12 protein-coding genes are annotated in these 19,102 nt (G+C 57.5%); 5 read left to right on the top strand and 7 right to left on the bottom strand.

Features of this window, described 5'->3' with window-relative positions:
* Positions 1-83 precede the first annotated feature (83 nt).
* The 3 genes from E1H13_RS19430 to E1H13_RS19420 form a co-directional block, all read right to left on the bottom strand.
* The gene (locus tag E1H13_RS19430; protein ID WP_169615725.1) at positions 84-3,014 is read right to left on the bottom strand and encodes a right-handed parallel beta-helix repeat-containing protein; all 2,931 of its coding nucleotides are present in this window, start codon (positions 3,012-3,014) and stop codon (positions 84-86) included.
* A gap of 527 nt (positions 3,015-3,541) precedes the next feature.
* Complete coding sequence (locus E1H13_RS19425; RefSeq protein ID WP_169615723.1) at positions 3,542-4,420, bottom strand: mechanosensitive ion channel family protein; 879 nt, start codon at positions 4,418-4,420, stop codon at positions 3,542-3,544.
* A 116-nt stretch (positions 4,421-4,536) separates the two neighbouring features.
* Entirely contained in the window at positions 4,537-6,825 is a 2,289-nt protein-coding gene (locus E1H13_RS19420; RefSeq protein ID WP_169615721.1) for a bifunctional (p)ppGpp synthetase/guanosine-3',5'-bis(diphosphate) 3'-pyrophosphohydrolase, read from the bottom strand.
* Between the two features lie 402 nt (positions 6,826-7,227).
* On the opposite strand from E1H13_RS19420, the gene patD reads away from it, so the two are divergent.
* Positions 7,228-7,572 carry a heterocyst frequency control protein PatD gene (gene patD, locus E1H13_RS19415; protein ID WP_169615719.1) on the top strand — a complete coding sequence of 115 codons (345 nt, stop codon included), beginning with the start codon at positions 7,228-7,230 and terminating at the stop codon, positions 7,570-7,572.
* Here patD and E1H13_RS28335 read toward each other — a convergent pair.
* On the bottom strand, positions 7,484-7,699 hold the full coding sequence (locus tag E1H13_RS28335; RefSeq protein ID WP_169615718.1) for a 2-dehydropantoate 2-reductase N-terminal domain-containing protein: 216 nt from the start codon (positions 7,697-7,699) through the stop codon (positions 7,484-7,486). The genes patD and E1H13_RS28335 overlap by 89 nt on opposite strands.
* A 647-nt stretch (positions 7,700-8,346) precedes the next feature.
* Here E1H13_RS28335 and E1H13_RS19405 point away from each other — a divergent pair.
* The gene (locus tag E1H13_RS19405) at positions 8,347-10,347 is read left to right on the top strand and encodes a serine/threonine-protein kinase (RefSeq protein WP_169615716.1); all 2,001 of its coding nucleotides are present in this window, start codon (positions 8,347-8,349) and stop codon (positions 10,345-10,347) included.
* A gap of 12 nt (positions 10,348-10,359) precedes the next feature.
* The gene (locus tag E1H13_RS19400; protein ID WP_169615714.1) at positions 10,360-11,349 is read left to right on the top strand and encodes a hypothetical protein; all 990 of its coding nucleotides are present in this window, start codon (positions 10,360-10,362) and stop codon (positions 11,347-11,349) included.
* A gap of 133 nt (positions 11,350-11,482) precedes the next feature.
* Here E1H13_RS19400 and map read toward each other — a convergent pair whose 3' ends face one another.
* On the bottom strand, positions 11,483-12,337 hold the full coding sequence (gene map / locus E1H13_RS19395) for a type I methionyl aminopeptidase (RefSeq protein ID WP_169615713.1): 855 nt from the start codon (positions 12,335-12,337) through the stop codon (positions 11,483-11,485).
* A 257-nt stretch (positions 12,338-12,594) separates the two neighbouring features.
* On the opposite strand from map, the gene E1H13_RS19390 reads away from it, so the two are divergent.
* Together E1H13_RS19390 and E1H13_RS19385 are read left to right on the top strand one after the other, a co-directional pair.
* Entirely contained in the window at positions 12,595-14,049 is a 1,455-nt protein-coding gene (locus E1H13_RS19390) for a 1-acyl-sn-glycerol-3-phosphate acyltransferase (protein ID WP_206070718.1), read from the top strand.
* A 197-nt stretch (positions 14,050-14,246) separates the two neighbouring features.
* Entirely contained in the window at positions 14,247-15,770 is a 1,524-nt protein-coding gene (locus E1H13_RS19385) for an N-acetylmuramoyl-L-alanine amidase (protein ID WP_169615711.1), read from the top strand.
* Here E1H13_RS19385 and E1H13_RS19380 read toward each other — a convergent pair.
* Complete coding sequence (locus tag E1H13_RS19380; RefSeq protein ID WP_169615709.1) at positions 15,767-16,948, bottom strand: TRC40/GET3/ArsA family transport-energizing ATPase; 1,182 nt, start codon at positions 16,946-16,948, stop codon at positions 15,767-15,769. The two genes, E1H13_RS19385 and E1H13_RS19380, sit on opposite strands and share 4 nt — an antisense overlap.
* A gap of 112 nt (positions 16,949-17,060) precedes the next feature.
* On the bottom strand, positions 17,061-19,061 hold the full coding sequence (locus E1H13_RS19375) for an FAD-dependent oxidoreductase (RefSeq protein WP_169615707.1): 2,001 nt from the start codon (positions 19,059-19,061) through the stop codon (positions 17,061-17,063).
* Between the last annotated feature and the right edge of the window lie 41 nt (positions 19,062-19,102).

Below are 19,102 nucleotides of genomic sequence, written 5' to 3'. Positions count from 1 at the left end.
GTTCACCAGGTGGTCAACCTCACCGATGAGCGTCGCCATATCCTGCAATTCTTTGGAGCGCCCTGCCGGAAATACTATCTCCTCTACTGAGGTCTCTGGTTAATTCTCGCTGTGCCAGTTGAAAGTGCGGAATGTAGGCTGGACCCCTGGATCTGGTTGCTCACTACTGCCAGGCTGGAGAGGCGGCTGGTGCTGTCGGCAAAACCAAACACCCCGGTGTTGCCCACCTGCTGGGTTTGGTTTTGCCTGATCTGGCCCTGCTCAATGGTGCCGCCGTTGGTGGCAAACAGTCGCAGGCCGTCCTGGGCCGCTGCGCTGACTTGATTGCGATCCATGCTGACCGTAGCGAGCTGGCCGCCGGTTTCCGCAAAGGCCACAATGCCATCCTGGCCAATGGTGGTCAGGGTATTGGCGGTAATTTGGGCGCTATCAATGCCCCCCTGGTTGGCGGCAAATACCTGAATGCCGCTGCCGGTGGTTTGATGAATCTGGTTGGCGGTGATGTCAATTGCTGACAGCTGCCCTTCTCCATCGGCGATCGCCTGAATGCCGCTACCCCCGATAGTGTGTAGCTGATTACGGGTCAGGGCCACCTGGGTGAGTTGACTTTGGCCGTCAGCTATCACCAACAATCCCTCGCCGCCAATGGTATGCAGTTGATTGTTCTGAATCTCGGTACTGTCAACCCGGCTCTGGCCGGAGGCGAGCAGTTGAACACCACTGGCGCTGACCCCAGCCAGTTGGTTGCCGGTAATGCTGGCGGTTTCGATCTGACTGCCCTGATCAGCCAGGATCAGCAGGCCGTTACCGGCGATCGCGCTATTGTCTCTGCTGTGTCCCACCTGGGTCTGGGTAACCGTCAGGCTGGCTAGGCGGCTACCCTTGTTGGCGAGTAGCAATACCCCGTTTTGCCCTGCCCCCTGGATGGTGCCCCCCTCCAACCGAACAGCCCCCACCTGGCTGCCATTGTCCGCCAGCAGCAAAATCCCATTCCCTGCGGCCTCACCCACCTGAGGCTGGATCAGGGCAACCCCCTGCAGGGTTGAGCCTTGGTCAGCACTGACCAGGATGCCGTTGGCCCCGGCTTGAACCACCGATAGGTTGTCCAGGGTGACGGTAGCTAGGGTAGCCCCAGCTTGCCCAGCCACAATCACGCCATTGGCCCCAGCGGTTTCGATAGCGGTGTCGCTGATGGCAACCGGCCCCAGGGCACTGCCCCCCGCCGCCAGCACCAGCACCCCGTTGTCACCGGCCATGGCAACCGTCGTATGCCTGAGGTTTAGCGCCCCCAGCCCACTACCCTGCTGGGCCAAAATCGCCAGGCCATTGCTGCTGGCCTGATTCACCTGGTTCTGTTGTAGGTTGACCTGGTTGATCTGACTGCCGTTGTCAGCCAGCAGCAGCAGGCCATTGGCCCCAGCCTGGCCAATCTGGGTTTGTTGAATGTCCACGGTACCCAGGCGGCTGTTGCTGTCAACCAGGACCCCCAGACCGTTTGCCCCAGCTTGGTTGATATGGTTTTGATGGAGGTGGAGGCGGTTGATTTGACTGCTATCCGCCAGTCGGACCAGCAAACCATTGCCAGCGGCCAGACCAACTTGGTTGTGGCTGAGGTCAGCGGTTTCTACCGTAGCGGCTTCTGTGACAGTCAGCAGAATGCCATTTTGGGTCGCGGCTTGTACCTGGTTGCGCTGCACCGCCAGGTCCCCACTCACCTGGTTCAGCAAAATGCCATTGCGGGCCGCCAGGATGTGGTTGTCTTGCACCGTCACCGATCGCACCCCATTGGCCTGAATCCCGTCTTGGTCTGGGCCCGGGTCGAGGGTAAACCCTGACAGCAGACTGTCGTTGGCCATGACCACCGTGCCCGGCACATAGGGGCGACTGCCGCTGCCAGAGCCCGGTAAAGCCACCGTGCCCAACTGGGTGCGCAGGGGTTGTACCGGGCCAGGGGAAAGAACGTGCACCCCGGCCGGAATGGTAAACCCACGGGTTAAGCTGCCCGGCTGCACATAAATGCGATCGCCGCTGCCAGCCACCGCCAGGGCCAGATCAATCCCTGGGTAGGGGGCCGCCACAGACCCATCCCCTGGCCCTCCTCCGGGCTGCACATGGTAAAACTGGTAGGCCTGGTTGGTGTCAGGGTTGAGGGCAGTCTCAATCCGGCGATCGGTGGCGGTGGCAATTCCCATGGTGCGTTGAATGGGCTGCCCCAGGGCGATGGATCGGGGGGACTCGGCCCCAGAGCCACTTCCCCCCCAGCTAAAGCTAGTCTGTAGCAGCAGATTGGCCCCAAACCGTGGGTCATACTGCGCCCCCAGTTGCAGGGTCAACCCCGCCGCCGGGTTGGCGGTGAGCCAGGCCCGCCCGCCCAGAAAGCTGCCCTGGTCGAGGGGGGCATAGTAGTACAATCCGCCATAGCCATGCAGCGGCCCCAGGTCACCCAGGTGGGCGATCGCGCCCCCCACACTGACATCGCCACCCGCCATGGTCACCTGTCGGGTGGTGGGCAGCCGTAGCTGATTCCCCTGAAAAAAGGGCGCACCCCCCAAGCTGGTCCCAGAGGCGCGATCGCCCACTGGCCAATAGAGATTTCCCCGCAGTTCCCAGCCAGCCCACCCCTGCTCTACCCCGGCTGCCAATTGGTAAAAGCTGCCGCCGTCATAGTCCTGGGTGTCAAACCCCACATACCCCCCGTTCAAGCGGGCTTGATCGGGGCCCAGGGTGCGATACCCCAGCTGCACATTACTGCCCAAAACGCCAGCGGTATCCAGGCGGGCCTGCCCCTGCAAAAACCACAGATGCTGACCCGGCACTTGCCCCAGCGGCACAAAGCCGGTCAGGCTAGCAAACTCTCGAAATGCTCCATTGGTGTCAAACGTAACGCCCAGCCGTGGGCTCACCGGGGTATCGACCACCCTTGGCCCTGGCCCAGCCAGGACTGGGGTGAGCCACCCAGACCCAGCCACGACTACCCCAAGCAGCCCCACCCCTCTCACTATTCGCTGCAACACCCACTGCCTCCTCAATGTCTTGCCCAATCTACGGGGGCTCAGACTGTAAACCCGCCCATGGCTGGTAAAGAGACCGCAAACTTGTGTCTGAGTTTTGTGTGCCCTAGCTAAAGGGGCCGGGGGGATGCCCGTGAAAGGGCGGGGTGGTCCCCTCCTGGGAGGGGTGCCCGTTCGCGTTCGCGAAGCGTTCCGAGGAAAAGCGTTCCGCAGGAAAGGGCGGGGTGGGTCTTTTCAATCTAGCTTGACTCACCCCTACCCCTCCAAAGGAGGGGATTTCGGACCTTGATGCCACCGAATTTCTACATCTGGAAGCCCTAACGTCAAGATTTGACGTTGCACTAGTGGTCTGTCAATTCTAAATTTGTAGGTTGGGTGGCGCGCCAGCAGAACCCAACAAGGCTTACTGCTGTTGGGTTCCACTACGTTTCACCCAACCTACGGGGACCCTAATGTTGAAACTTGACGCTGCACTAGCGTCACTCGTTTAACAACTCGCTGCCTCCTGACAAGAAGCTGGCATCATAATCTCAGTTCGTGCTACTGCGTCGCTGACTTTCGTTAAACTGGTCCTGGTCAAACATATGGACGGTGCGAATGGGGTAGGGAATGGTAATACCGGCTTCGTCGCAGGCCGCTTTCAGGGCCATGGCCACCTGTGTCTGAATCCGTCGCACCTCAGCCATTTGGGGCGTGGTCCAATAGCGTAGCTTAAAGTCGATGGAGCTATCGCCAAAGCCAATCACATCCACCTCAGGTTCCGGGTGACTGAGCACCCCATCAGCCCGGTTAAGGACATCCAAAAAGGTTCCCTTGGCCAGGGGCAGGGGCGTGGTGTAATCTACCCCGATATCTAGGTCGGTGCGGCGGCTGCGAAACGCAGTCAACACCCGCACCGGATTGGTAAACACAATGGCATTGGGAATCTCGACCAGTTCTCCGGTATAGGTGCGCAGTTGGGTCGATCGCACTTTAATTAATTCCACTGTGCCCTCGTAGTCCCCCATGATCACCTGGTCTCCCAGACTGAAGGGCTCTTCGATCAGTAGCAAAATACCCGCCAGAAAGTTTTTGAAGATATCTTGAAAGGCAAAGCCAATGGCCACCGAGCCTAGCCCCAGCAGCCCAATGATGTCTCCCAGGCGCAGGTCAGGAAAGGCCACCACGGCGGCAATGATTAAGCCGATCGCCCAGGTGCCAATCCGGGCCACCTGCATGGCCAGAAGCTGCAGCGATCGGCTAGACACCAGGCGCTCAGCCATTTTACCAACGATCTGCTGGGTCACCTTGGCGACATACCAGGTGAGCAGCACCAACACCAGTCCAATGAACAGCCCAGGTAAAAGTTGAACAGATTGCCCCACTAAATCAAGCAGGCTGTCCTGAATACGCTGAAGCAAGGGGTTCATGGAGCTAAGGGTAATTAACTATTACAAAGTGATTACCTTAACATTGAACTGGCGTTTAGGAGTGGGTGTCGGGCTTTGGGGCCAGCCTAACCCCTGACACCCAACCCCGTCTCCCCTCATCCCCCCTCGCTCATCCGTCGAATATTCAGCACGTCGGTCATCTTGCGAATTTGGCTAAAGGTTTGGTCTAGGTGATCGTGGTCTTTGACATCTAGACCCAGATCAATTTCGGCGGTTTGGCCGGGGAAGGTTTTAACCTGGGCCTTGTGGACATTAATTTGCAGATCAGACAGGTGGGAGAGGATATCCTTCAGGACCCCTACCCGATCAATCACCTCAATCCGCACTTCCACGGGGTAGGTCTGGCGAGAACTATTGAGTTCATTGGGGTTCCAGCTGACTGGGATGATCCGATCGCCGGGAACCCCCTCCAGGTTGGGGCACCCCTGGCGGTGAATGGCAATTCCCCGACTGCCCATGGACACGCTGCCCATAATCGGTTCCCCGGGCAGGGGGTTGCAGCAGCCCGCAATGTGATACATCAGCCCTTCTACCCCCAGGATGGGTGCCTTAGAGGTGACCTGGCGCTGAGCCTTGTGGGAGCTGGTGACCGCCCCGGCCAGAAACTGATCAGAGCTGTCGAGGGAGGCCTCTGGGGAAACCGGTTCTAGGGGCTGCTGAGCCTTGACCGCATCCCGCAGGCGATTGACGAATAGACTGAGGGTGACTTCGCCATAGCCTAGACCTGCTAGCAAATCATCCACGGTTTGGTAATTGCAGCGTTCTGCCGCCATCTGGGCGGGTTCCGATTTAAGCAGGGCTTCAAAGCCATTGCGGCCCAACTCTTTTTCCAGTAGTTCACGGCCCCGGGCAATGTTTTCATCCCGGTGCGATCGCTTGTACCACTGACGAATCCGGTTGCGGGCGCTGGGGGTGACCACAAAGTTTAGCCAGTCGAGGCTGGGGTGACTATTCTTTTGGGTCAAAATCTCAACAATGTCACCATTTTCCAGATGGGTGTCAAGGGTGACGATGCGACCATTGACCCGCGCCCCAGAGCAGTGATTCCCCACCTCGGTGTGGATGCGATAGGCAAAATCTACCGGTGTTGCCCTCCGACTCAGGGGCATGACATCCCCATCGGGGGTAAAGACATAGACATCTTCATCAAACAGGTTGCCCTTGACGTTTTCTAAGAATTCCTGGGCATCTTTGAGGTCGTTCTGCCACTCTAGGAGCTGCCGTAGCCAGGTGAATTTTTCATCATCCGCTGTCATGCGGGCATTACTGGAAGCTCCAGTTTCTTTGTACTTCCAGTGGGCGGCAATCCCGTATTCAGCGATGTGGTGCATTTCTAGGGTGCGAATTTGCACCTCAATGGGCTTACCTTTAGGGCCAATGACAACGGTGTGTAGCGACTGATAGCGGTTAGGCTTGGGCAAGCCAATGTAGTCTTTAAACCGGCCAGGAATAGGACGAAAGGCGTCGTGGGCAATGGCTAAGGCTCGATAGCATTCTTCGTTGGTGCCCACAATCAGGCGGATGGCGGCAATGTCATAGATTTCGGTGAAGTCTTTCCGCTGCCGCTCCATTTTGCGGTAAATGCCATACAGGTGCTTGGGACGGCTACTGACATCGACCACTTGAATATCGGCCTGGTGCATGCGATCGCGCAGGGTTTCCGCCACTTGCACTAATCTAGCCTCGCGATCGGCCCGCTTTTCGGTGATGTGCTTCTGCATCTGCCGGTAGGCGTGGGGTTCCAGGTACTTAAAGGACAAATCCTCCAATTCCCACTTAAACCGTCCAATCCCCAGGCGGTTGGCCAAGGGGGCAAAAATTTCCATGGTTTCCCGAGCAATGCGGCGGCGCTTGTCATCGTTCAGGTGCTCTAGGGTGCGCATATTGTGCAGGCGATCGGCCAGCTTCACTACAATCACCCGAATATCCTGGGCCATGGCCAGAAACATGCGGCGAAAGTTTTCGGCCTGGCGCTCGGTTTTGCTTTCAAAATTAAATTTAGACAGCTTGGTGACCCCTTCCACTAGCTGCCGCACTTCATTGCCAAACTCTGCTTCAATCTCCTCTGGGGTAATGTCAGTATCTTCGACAATGTCGTGGAGAAAGCCGGAGGCGATCATGGCGCTGTCTCCCCCCAGATCCCGCAGCAGCCCTGCTACCGCAATCGGATGACAGATGTAGGGTTCGCCCGAGGCCCGGTACTGCCCCTGATGGAGTTCGTGGGCAAATTCAAAGGCCCGGCACACCAGGGAACTATTCGATTTATCGTCCACATCGGCGCTGGGTTCATCAGGGTGATCCCCATGGTGGGTCAGCACACAGGTTTTAAGCCACCCAGGGAGGGGGCAGTCGGTGGGAAGCGGGGAATGAACCGTTGCTGTCATAGGATGCGACGAAAGAACTTAGGGTGAAATAGTATCAGTCTTGGCAGAGCATTGACCTCGATGCTGAATTGACCAGATGGCGGTACCCTTGCTGTGGGTACCAGGTTATGGGTGCCAGAAACCTAGCCTCGAAAGAGGAGTCAACTTACGCTTAAATCACTCTAAAAAAAGAGTAGTGGTATGAAACCTAAGCACAGATCGTACAAATGTTCTGTGTCAGATGTCAGGTATTCAAGATAGAGATAAACTACACCATAACCAGAGAAAATGTTTCTGTGGTTAGTTAAGCCGCAACAAATGCTTATTGAGGGGCATTAGTTGAAAGACAGTTATTCATTAACCTTAACATTTGTTTCCAGGAGCGTGAACCTTTAAGCCAAATTGTTACTGATCCCCGCGTTTATGGCGATAGATTTAATTCAAACCTTACAAACCCGGCTGAATCAGCTGAGATCGCTGGGGCAACAGGCTAACCCCGACAGCCAATTGTTGCAGCAGCGCTTTCTGGAAGCCCAGCAGCAGTTTCAAACCCAGGTGCTCCCCCTGGGCGATCGCGCCGATGCCGCCCCCAATCTTCAGCCCATTCTGACTGAGATGAACCGCACCTTTCGCCTGCTGGGAATGGATGTGGCGTTTTTGCAGGCGGCCCGGCAGTCGGTCACCGCTCAGCAGCGACAGCGGCAGTTGGGTGACAAGCTCCAACAACTGCTGGACTTTTGTCAGGCTCTAGCTGACACTGGGCTGTAAAGCGTAACGATGTGGGTTTTGCATAACGTTGCCCCAGAGCTAACAACGCTACCTCATGACCAGCTTCCTGGAGGCGAGCAGCATATAGGCTGCCGAGTACACCAGCGCCAAACCCTAAAATTTTCATCGTTGAGCTCCTCGCTATAGCACTGAATTAGTGAAGCATCCACCCCAGTTAAAGCTGATCAAGACTGGGAAATAGCGCTAATTAGCTGGTTTTTGACAGTGACTGCGGTAAGACCTGCTGTTCGACGGCGTCCAACAACTGTTTGATGTTGGACGCGTTTTTTCCCAAATCAATGACTTGCAGCGGGAAAACACACCGACTAGACACCATTAACGCCCCATCAGACTGGAAATTAATGGTTACCCTCTCTCCATAGCGGTGGCATCGGGGTGACGGTTGTCTAACGGTTGTATGCGCTGCCATCAATGGGTGTTGTCCTATGGAAAAACCCACCCCCAAAACGTTGCTGTAACCAACTGCCTTCGGCTTAGCGATCGCAGTCTTAGCAAAACCAAGCATGCATCTGCTTGACCGAGGGCCGTTCAGAAACGTTCCGGGTTGTGGGTTGAGGCGACTCAACATTAGCCGTTCACAAGGTAGTGTAGGATGGCGCTAATTTGTGACAGGGCTGTTTAAGATCTATACCAAGTCCAGCTCGGGATCGGGAGTTTTCCACAGGCAGAACTCCAGGTCTGGACTTGGATCTGGTTTCGGTCTGGACTTGGATCTGGTTTATTGACAACCGCTAGGGTTAGCAACACAACGTTATGGACGGCACAGAACAGGGAGAAGGGTTAATTGGGGGCCGCTATCGGATCTTGCGGCAGCTGGGTCAGGGCAGCTTTGGCGACACCTACCTGGCCGAGGATGTGCATCGGTTTCAAGAACTTTGCGTCCTTAAAGAATTTAACCCCCAGGTGGAGGGCAAACCAGCCTTAGATAAGGCTCAAATGCTGTTCGAGCGGGAAGCAGGCATTCTCTACCAGCTCAACCACCCGCAGATCCCTCGCTTCCGGGAGCTGTTGCGGGACCAGGGTCGTCTATTTTTGGTACAGGACTATGTGGAAGGTCCCACCTACCGTGAGCTGCTGAATCGCCGCATCGCCTATGATGGCCCATTCTCGGAGGCGGAGGTCACTCGCCTGCTGATGCAGTTGCTGCCGGTACTGCAATACCTGCACAGCATTGGCATCGTCCATCGGGATATTTCCCCCGATAACCTGGTCCAGCGTAATGCCGATGGCCGTCCGGTGTTGATTGACTTTGGCGGTGTCAAGCAACTGGTGGTGAATGTGCGCCACCAGCTGGGGGTGCCTGACCCCTATCAGTCGGTTTCGGGGCAGGTAACCCGGCTGGGGGAGGGGGGCTACGCTCCAGAAGAGCAGCTAGAAACGGGTCGGGTTGACCCCACCACTGACTTGTACGCCCTGGGCATGACCGCCCTGGTGTTGCTGACTGGCAAAGAGCCAGAGCAACTCTATGACGAGCGCACCCAGTCCTGGACCTGGCCGGATCAGGTGTCCTTGTCCCCCACCGTGCGCCAGGTGCTAGAGCGGATGGTGGCCCAGACCCCTCGAGATCGCTACGTCACCGCCGGACAGGTGATGGCCGCCCTGAACTTAGCCCAGCCGACTTCAATGCCCGCCAGCCTAAATCAGCCCATGCCGGTGCGGATGCAGCCGATGACACCGCCGCCCCCCCTGGAACCCCCACCGCCGCCGCCCACTAGGGCCGTGGTTCCGCCACCGACCTATGATCCTACGGCCACCTTGGCCGCACCCCCCAGGGCGGTACCCCCAAAGCGATCGTCATCAGGATTTTGGCCCGCCCTGGGGGTCCTGTTCGTGGTGGTGGCGGTGTTAGGGGGGCTGTGGTGGTGGTTGCCCGCGTTGGAGCTAGGGTTTGTGAACCGTGAAGACACCCTAGACGATACCGAGAATCCTGCGTTTAGCGAAGCGGAGCAAGCCCGGAAGCAAGCCATTCGCGATCGCGCCCTGGCGCTGAATGTTGATCCGACCTATCTAACCCAACTGACTGACCAGTTCTTTTTTGAGCAGCACCCAGAACGGCAGGGCAATCCCCTCACCGACCAACCCGAGGACGAAGCTCTACGAGCAGAATGGGATGCGATCGCCGAGGCCAATCTCGACCTGCTGGAGACTAACCTGAGCACCGATGCCCGCAGTCGGCTAGGGCGCTATAACCCCAGCGATCGCGATCGCTGGCAACGTCAGGTCAACCAGATGTATGTCAGTAGCCGTGCCCTCTACGATCTGACCGACGCCCGCTTCGCCCAGATTTTTCCCGATCGGGCCGCCGAAGGGTTTGTGGAAACCCCAGTGGATCAAATTTGGTCTGCCCTGGCCCAGGATCAAGTGACCGCCATGGAAACAGGAGAGATCCTGAGTGAGATTCAGTTTGAACCAGATAGCTTTAGCCAGCAGGTGCAGGGAACCCTATCCCCAGGGCATGGCACTGTCTATATCCTCAACCTCAGTGCCGAACAGTTGATGCGACTTAACTTACAGGCTCCCCCGGACTCGACTCGGCTCTCATTTTTTGTGCCCTTGCCCGATGAAGCGGTGCCCTATCTGCTGAACAACAGTAGCCAAAATACTTGGGCGGGTGAGCTACCCCAGACCGGGTACTACGAAATTGTGATCATTTCTCGGGCCAGTAATCCCATCAACTATCGCCTTACTACTGCTGTGGACAATGTGATCGACGACATTATTAATCGTCCCCAAGCACCAGCCAAGTCGAACTAACGCTATTTTGGTATGCCTGTTCCCTTTCCATCGACCACCCCTGACACCGCTAAACCTTTGTGGCAAATACTCTGGGCCCCCATGTTGTTAATGTCCCTGGGGTTGCATGGGGTGTTGTTACTGTTGCCCATCGGTGGCGCTGATCAGGCGGTCATGCCTGGGCCCGACCCCGAGCAAGACAGTGTCACCATTACCCGGGTGCCCCCCGACGATCGCTCGACTGAGCCCCCCTTACCCGTTAGCCCAGTCCCCAGCCAAGCTGCCCCAACCGCCCCGCCGACAGAGGTAGGGGCTCCAACCCCAGTCAGGCAACGGCCCGCAGCTGCCCCAGCGCGATCGCCTGCCCCGCAGCCTGCCCCGCCCGCTACCGCAGCGCCCCCAGCCACCTCGTCCCCAGACTCCACCCCAGCTACCCCCCCAGAACCGACGCTGGCAGAGCCCCCCGACACCCCGCCCCCGGCCTCGTCTACGGCCCCTAGTCAACCCCTGTTTGACACCTCCCTAGGGGAGCAGCTGCTAGCCCATGGGCAAAGCCTCAACCTTCCCCAAGCGCAGATTGAGCGGGCACTTGCCTCCATTCAAGAGCGGTTTGTCTACGATGCTGAAGCAGCTAGCCCAGCCGCCTACGAAGCCAACTTGAACGAGTGGACTACGGCCCTGCAGCAGCACCCCGATCTGGTTAATGGGGTACCCCAAGCCTACCCAGACACTCTCTCAGTGACCTACTACCAACGGGCCTGCCTACCCGAAACGCCAGGCACAGCCAAAATTGGCGCGGTGGTTAACCCCGCTGGGGAGACCCAGGCTCGGCCGGTTGTTTTACAGAGTTCCGGCTATGGCGAATTAGACCGCCTGGTGATGAATCGGGTTCGCACCCATACTTTCCCCCAAGCTGCAGATCCTCGGGCCTATACCCTGGAAGTAGAGACAGACGTCAACCATGGTCAAAGCGGCTGTTTGGACCCCGACAATCTACTTGAGCGGCTCAGGGCAAGGGTTTAATGGCTGGCATCAGGTAACAGTTTAAAGCGGGACGGTTTCTTGGTAGCAATTCCCGATGGAGTGAGGTACGCCTTGGCTGAGTTCTAGATCCCAGGAGGGATCCCACGATGTACTTCACCCGAGGGAAATCTGCTTACGAAGCCAGTGCTAGGGATACTTGACTGCGATCGGTCAAAATTTCGTAGCCGGTTTCGCTGACCAGCACCGTATGCTCAAACTGAGCTGACAACGAGCGATCCACCGTGACCACAGTCCACTGGTCTTTTAAAGTACGGGTCTGCTTTGAGCCCGCATTGAGGATGGGCTCAATCGCCAGGGTCATCCCAGGGCGCAGCTTCACATTGGGCAGCTGGCGGGTGCGAAAGTTAAACACAGAGGGGGCTTCATGTAAGTTCCGCCCTACCCCATGGCCGGTAAAATCTTCCACGACGCTAAAGCCATAACTGGTGATGCAGTCTTCGATCGCTCCAGCAATATCCAAGAGGCTGTTGCCAGGTTTCACTTGACTAATCCCTGCATAGAGCGCCGCTTCCGCTGCCGTCATCAGCTTTTTGGCTTTCGCTGACACCTCCCCCACGGCAATGGTGATGCAAGAGTCACCGTGGAAGCCGTTATAGTAAGCCCCAGTATCCACCTTAAGCAGGTCTCCCCGGCGAATAACCTGACGTTTGCTGGGGATGCCATGCACCACCTGGTCATTGATGCAGGCACAGATGGAGGCGGGAAAACCGTGGTACCCCTTAAAGCTGGGGGTCGCTCCCATGGCGCGGATACGTTGCTCGGCGTGAGCATCTAGGTCGGCGGTGGACATGCCAGGCTGGGCCATGGCCTCAATTTCTTTGAGCACAGTGGCCACAATCCGGGCCGCCTGACGCATAATTTCTAGCTCTGCTTCAGATTTCAGCTCGACTCCCCCCACTCGACGACTGCGCTTGGGGAGGGTGGCCTGGTCGGCCCGACCGGGAATCAGCTTGGCTAGAAAATTCATAGGTAATTCGCAACTGGATCAAAACTTACGCTTTATATAAGTGTAATCGGTTGACGCCTGGACAATTGAAGCAACCCCCTAAGATCGGGTATCAGTCTGGTAAAAACTCTAAAAGTTAGATGCTAAGAATGGCAATGTTTCCAGCTTCTAAACCATAGACAATAGCCTGTACCCGGATCATGGGTTGAGCCAGTATCCAGCAAAGCTGTCTTTTGCCTTTTGCTATACATTGGGAGTGTCCTACGTAGGAGTCTCTTTTGGCCGATCGCCCTGGGGTACAGCCCCCGCTTCGCTTTATTCCGCCCCACTATCGAGCCTGGGTCGTGCGGGGCAGTTATCTGTTGCTGCCGATCCTCTTACGGATTCGGCTACGGCCATGGTTACCGGCGGGCATCTGGCCAGTAACCTGCCCTAACCCAGAGGTGTTAGCTCGCTGTTGGCAACAGTTTCAGGCGGGGCAAATTCGGCTTATTCTGGCCTTTCGCCACGGTCAGGTGGATGACCCCATGTGTTTGTCATACCTGTTTTCTCGGCTGGTGCCCCAGACGGCCCAGCGGTGTGGCTTTTCCCTCAAACGACCGATCCACAGTTTTTTTATGTACGACCGGGGCATGTCCCTATGGGCGGGGTCCTGGCTTAAGTGGTTTTTTGCCAGTCTGGGGGGCATTCCAGTGCATCGGGGGCGGCGGCTGGATCTTAAAGCTCTGAAAGCAGTGCGCCAGCAAATTCTGCATGCCCCCTTTCCGGTCACCATTGCCCCCGAGGGCGCCACCAACGGCCATGGGGAAGTGATTAGCGAACTAGAGCCGGGAACGGCACAGATGGCCTTTTGGGCTGTGGAGGATTTGCACAAGGCGGGGCGATCGGAAACCGTTGTCTTGCTACCGGTGGGGTTGCGCTATGTTTATCCCAACCCCGACTGGCAGGCGCTCGATCGTCTGATGGGTCGCTTAGAGGCTGACTGTGGCTTACCGGTGCAGTCCTTTGACTACCCTGGGCAAGCTACCATAGACCAGTACTACCAGCGGTTGTGGACATTGGGTCAACACCTCCTGGCTCGCATGGAAGGGTTTTATCAGCGGTTTTACGGCAGCTTGTGGCCCCCCGAGCCTGACCCCAAAGCCGACACAGAGCCCGCGCGGTTGGCCCAGCGGTTGAGTCAGGTGTTAGAGGTGTCTTTGAAGGTAGGAGAAGACTTTTTTGGCCTGCCCAGCACCGGCACCCTGGTCACTCGCTGCCGCCGCCTAGAAGAGGCCGGGTGGACCTACATCTACCGAGAAGATATTGACGACCTGAACCAGCTTTCGGCCTTTGATCGCGGGTTAGCGGACTGGATTGCTGAAGCCGCTACCCTACACTTGCGGCATATGCGCTTGGTGGAAAGTTTTGTGGCTGTGAGTGGCCATTACGTGAGGGATAACCCCAGCTTTGAGCGATTTGCGGAAACCACGCTAATTTTGTTTGACCTGGTGGAGCGGGTGAAAGGGACTAAGATTCCCCGGCGACCGCAGCTAGGTCGTCGTCACGCTATCATCGCCATCGGCGAACCGATGGATATCAGCCAGCGCTGGCCTGATTATAGCCAATCCCGGCGGGCGGCGAAAACCGCTGTCGATACCCTGACCCAGGACCTGCAACAGGCTCTGGAGCAGCTAATTGCGATTCAAGCTGAGGAAAGTGAGCTAATATCTAAGCCGATTCAGTTGATTTGACCGCTTAAGGTGGTTTTTGGGAACCGTGCTCCCCAGGGCTGTGTCTGCCCTGGCAACGCTCTGGTGGTCTCAGACATCGCCTTACACGGATACCTGAGAGCATCCCCTGGCCCTGGCCCTGGGATGGCTTGGGTACAACTGGGTCGCTGTGGTGCATGGGGAACAGGCGATTGCGGCTTAAACAGCTTTTTACTGGGATGGTCAGCATAGCTGGGGTATGCCTGTTTGGTGGGTTGCCCGCTAAGGCTACAGCGCGGCTGCAAACCTGGGAATTTGACACTGGCCAAAACCGGTTTATGTTTACGACAGACAGCAGTGTGCAGCCTCAGGTGAGCCTGCTGCCACATCCCAAGCGGCTGGTGATTGACCTACCAGGCATTGTGACTGACGAAGCGGTGGGGAACCAGTTCATTGGCGGGGCGGTTACGGCGGTACGGGTGATGCAGGCGGACGCTCGCACCACTCGCATGGTCCTAGAACTCGATCCCAGCTATAGCTTAGACCCACACCAGGTAAAAGTATGGGGGATGACCAGCCACCAGTGGGTGGTGCAGCTGCCCAGTGCGATCCAGACGGCTGCCCCTAAGGCCTCACCCCCACCGCCATCTTCCCCTAGCCGTTCGTCTGCGGCTGATCCGGCTAGCGCCTTACCGCCGCTGTTAAGCCGTAACCAGGTCACCCATGCCCCGGTCTCTCGCTCTGCGACGGTGGTGCAGGGGGTGCAGGTGACCCAGGAGGGATTTTTTGTACCCATGCAGGGGGCTGCACCCCAGATTCAGGTGTACCGTACCCGCAACGAACAGCAGGTGCGGCAGTTGGTGATTGATTTATTGGATGCCGCCATTCCTCAGGGGTTAAGCCCCCAGTCGTTGCCCCAGGGGCGTTATGGTATCCACCACTGGGCGGTGACTCAGTTTTCCACCAATCCACCGGCGGTGCGCCTGATCTTGAATTTGGACGCCGCCAGCCCTGATTGGCAGGTCTCTTTAGTCTCCGGTGGTATTTGGCTAACTCCGGTGGGTATGCCGGCTAGTCAGATTGCTACGGCTCCCACTACCGTTGTGTTGCCGATGTTTAACTCGGCCCAGACCCAGCCTGCCCAGGCGGCCCCCCCCCCAGCGGCGATCGCCGCTTCCCCAGCCCCCCAACAGCCTGCTCCAACTCAACCCAGCCGCGATCGCATCGTAGTGATGCTCGATCCAGGCCATGGGGGAGCCGACCCAGGGGCCGTGGGCATCGGTGGCCTGCGGGAAAAAGATGTGGTGTTGGCCGTCTCCCATCACACGGCTAATGCCCTGCGGGCCCAAGGGATTGCGGTTCAAATGACCCGCCAGAGCGACCAAACCCTGGACCTCCAACCCCGGGTGGATATGGCCGAGTCCGCCAACGCCACCATTTTTGTCAGCATCCACGCCAATGCCATCAGTATGCAGCGGCCCGAGGTGAATGGCCTGGAAACCTACTATTTTTCCGATGCCGGACATCGCCTGGCCTCGGTGCTGCATCGACGGGTCCTGGGCACCGTGCCGATGAACGATCGCGGTGTGAAGCAGGCTCGCTTCTTTGTGCTGCGCCGCACCTCTATGCCCGCCGCCCTGATCGAAATTGGCTTTGTGACCGGGGCGACGGATGCGCCTAAGTTACGGGATCCCCAGTGGCAGGCTCAGATGGGACAGGCGATCGCCCAGGGGATTTTGGATTACATCCAGTCGGGGCGCTAGCCCGCCGTGGCAAACCGGATCTTCAAATAGTCATCCTCCATTTTGGCCCCGGCTGGCTGTAGGGCCGCTAGGGCCTGGGGCAGCACCAGGTTACGGCGGTGGTTGCCAATGCGAATATTCAGCTCATCCGCCGACTTACTCAGCTCGATCTTATCCTTAGGAATCCCCGGCAGATACAACTCCAGGCTATAGGTGTCATTGTCCTGGAGCACCCGCAGGGTGGTTTCTTTGTAGTACACCTGGGTCGGGTCTTCGTCCCCATAGAGGGTATCTTTAAGCCGCTGTAGGGCCTCTAGGCCACACAACTCTTCTGCAAATAGAGGAATTTCCTTCACCGGCAGCGGCCGGAAATCATCATAAATTTCCTGTTTATACTGCTGCTGCTTTTCCTTCATCCGCTGAAAGAACGGATCCTGCACCGCATCAGGAATAATTCGGTTGGCAATCACCAAGTCGGTGCCGACGTTATACAAGCTGAGGTAGGCGTGGGCCCGCAGGGATTCTTTAATCACCATTTTTTCCGGGTTAGTCACCAGCCGGACTGAAGTGGTCGTGGCGTCGGTCAGCACCTGTTCTAGCTCAATGAGCTGCTCATAAAATTCATAGGGGGCATCCATCACCTCTTTCGTGGGCAACGAAAATCCAGCCACCGGGCGAAACAGAGGCTCGACCAGGGGCCGCAGCGCTTCTGAAACCGCCTGAAACGGTTTATAGAGCTTACGCATGTACCAACCTGCCACCTCCGGCAAGCTGAGCAACCGCAGAGCCGTCCCCGTCGGGGCCGAATCAATGATCAAGACATCGTATTCGTTCTCGTCATGGTGGCGCTTCATCCGCACCAAGCTAAAAATCTCATCCATGCCTGGCAAAATCGCCAGTTCTTCCGCCTCAATACCCTCTAACCCTCGGGCCTGCAATACGTCAGTAATGTAGCGCTTCACCGAGCCCCAGTTTCCCTCTAACTCGCGTAGGGCATCCAGTTCAGCCCCCCACAGATTGGGCTGCACCAGACGAGGATCATGGCTGAGCTCCAGATCAAAGCTATCGGCCAGGGAATGGGCTGGGTCAGTGCTGAGCACCAGGGTTTTGTACCCCAGTTCAGCACAACGTAACCCGGTGGCGGCAGCGACAGATGTTTTACCAACGCCACCTTTGCCAGTCATTAACAATACCCGCATGTGGGTGTCCTCGCCTTTTTCCTATAGTTACCTAAATAACTAATCTATAGTTTTTTCAAGGTTTCCGCAGGCAGTAGAGAAAAATCAAAGGGGAATACCCCAATCAAGTTTCCTACCAGGTAAACCGGAGTCCTTGCTCCACCAAAAATGCTTGTAGGGCAGGCATTTGTCCGGTGGCCACCACCTGGGCCGGGGTCAGATCGTAGGGTTTGCCGTGGCGCAGCAACCACCCCGCTGTGGCCCCAGCGGCTCCGCCAATACTCCATTCCCCGTAATGCACCCGAGTCACACCATTGACAATGTGACTGACAGCAATGCTTTTGCCCCCGATCAAGACGTTATCGACCCCCTGGGGAACGATGCCCTCTAGGGGAATCTGCAAAGGGCGCACCACAAACTCTTTGATGCTAGCCCCTGCCGCCTCGTAGGAGGGCCGCCACTCCCGGTAGCGACAGCCATGAATGTCAATGTCGTAGTGGGCCAGGGCGACGGCAGTGGGGCTAAAGTCACGGCCACCGGTCATGTCTTCCCGCAAGTCGGCCTCCACCGCCATAAAGCTTTCCTGGCCATAGGCGGGGCGCCCTAAAATTCGTCGGCCCTCCCGAATGTAGGGCACCATACTCAGGCCTGACTGGGTACCCAGCGGTGCGTCTTCGCCGGTCAACAGGGACAGGGGTAAGTTTGAGGTGGCTTCGGTTTCGATCAGCCATTCGGCAAACATTAGGGCATGCAGTTCCCCATAGTTGAGGGATTCTGTAGACAGCCCCCCCATCCAGTTTTGCCGTTGACCGCTGAGGCGCAAGTCTTCATCGGTCAACACCAGGGGGGGGTCCATAAAGTGCCAGTCGTTGCCTTTGTTCCAGTTCATCAGGGACATTTCCCCAGGACGGGTGACATTGACGTTGGCGGCGCCGGGAACCTGGCTGACGATCCGGCGATAGTTAAAGACGCTGCCAAAGTTAAAGAAGGGAAAGCCTTCTAAGTCAAATTCCTGGCGATGTTGATCGCGGGTTAAGGGGGAATCTAGGGCATTGAGGGTTTTCAGGCTGGTGTCGCGATCGCTTAACGTCGCCAGCACAAACGGATAGGTGTAGGCCTGGGTACAGTCGGGATTATCCTTAGGCGGGGCGTTAACTTCACCGGTAAAGGATTGGGCATCGGAGCCAAGCCGATGGGGGAAATTAGCCCAACCCACCAGTTCCCCGGTGTCAGTGGCATCAATCACGATCATTCGCCGCCCCGGGGGGGGCTGTAGCCGAATCGGAACCTTATTGTAGACATCGTCGTCGGACCAGTCGTACCAGGCCTCCAACTCTTGGGACAGCCGACCCGTAGGCACATAGTCAGGATCTCGAGGAATCCGCCTAACCCCGTATACCGCCGTAATGTTACGTCCAGTGGTGTCAAAGGCAGCCCCCTTAAACGCCGTGGACGTGGACCAGCGGCTGTTAGGTGCAGAGGCTGCGGCCTGGCGCAGTAACATTTCAGCGGCGGTCGCCCCAGCCCTGGGACTAAAGCACAACTCCCCCACCCAACAGCTATTCACTTGGTTGACAGCCATTTGCCCCGGCAGCCCTGTCCACTCGGGCAAGTAAACGGGCTGGCGCTTGATTAGGGCTTTAAAGGCTTCCCAACTAGGGGAAAAATTGCGCCGCCAGCGCATGGCCCGGGATTCATCAATGGCTGAGACCCCCTGGGAACTCACCTGTCCCCCTAGCCAGGGGGTGAGCTCAATCGTGCAGGTGGTGACCCCGGTGTCCATGGCGTGGGCGGCCGCCGCTATGCCGCCCAAGGTGCCGCCAATTACCACCACTTCACAATCCCAGACTTCCTCAGCCAGGGGTAGGGGGTTGAGGGTGGGGCGTCCATTGGCCGTCTGAATTTGGCGAATGCCAGTGGCCAACTCGGCTCGGCTGACGATTTGCCCCACTGGCCGCTGGGATAGTAACACCGGCTGACGCCAGTAGCCACTGGCACTGCGGAAAGCGGCCAGCAGCAGGGTACTACCCACCAGGGCGATCATCAACAGGGCTGACAGCCGCTGACGTTGCCGCTGGCGTTGGCGTTTTTTGCGCTTAAGGGGCAGTGAACGGTAACGGCGACGCTCCAGCATGGACAAAGGATCAATACTCTCTGACGGAATTTGCCTGTGAG

It is taken from the genome of Nodosilinea sp. P-1105 (genome assembly GCF_012911975.1).
Taxonomy (GTDB): Bacteria; Cyanobacteriota; Cyanobacteriia; order Phormidesmidales; family Phormidesmidaceae; genus Nodosilinea.
This window is presented reverse-complemented; position numbering and strand designations above follow the sequence as displayed.

Coding starts and splice junctions, on each gene's coding strand:
- E1H13_RS19420 (WP_169615721.1), bottom strand. CDS start 6,825: ATGACAGCAACGGTTCATTCCCCGCTTCCCACCGACTGCCCCCTCCCT.
- E1H13_RS19380 (WP_169615709.1), bottom strand. CDS start 16,948: ATGCGGGTATTGTTAATGACTGGCAAAGGTGGCGTTGGTAAAACATCT.
- E1H13_RS19400 (WP_169615714.1), top strand. CDS start 10,360: ATGCCTGTTCCCTTTCCATCGACCACCCCTGACACCGCTAAACCTTTG.
- E1H13_RS19425 (WP_169615723.1), bottom strand. CDS start 4,420: ATGAACCCCTTGCTTCAGCGTATTCAGGACAGCCTGCTTGATTTAGTG.
- E1H13_RS19375 (WP_169615707.1), bottom strand. CDS start 19,061: ATGCTGGAGCGTCGCCGTTACCGTTCACTGCCCCTTAAGCGCAAAAAA.
- patD (WP_169615719.1), top strand. CDS start 7,228: ATGGCGATAGATTTAATTCAAACCTTACAAACCCGGCTGAATCAGCTG.
- E1H13_RS19385 (WP_169615711.1), top strand. CDS start 14,247: ATGGTCAGCATAGCTGGGGTATGCCTGTTTGGTGGGTTGCCCGCTAAG.
- map (WP_169615713.1), bottom strand. CDS start 12,337: ATGAATTTTCTAGCCAAGCTGATTCCCGGTCGGGCCGACCAGGCCACC.
- E1H13_RS28335 (WP_169615718.1), bottom strand. CDS start 7,699: ATGAAAATTTTAGGGTTTGGCGCTGGTGTACTCGGCAGCCTATATGCT.
- E1H13_RS19405 (WP_169615716.1), top strand. CDS start 8,347: ATGGACGGCACAGAACAGGGAGAAGGGTTAATTGGGGGCCGCTATCGG.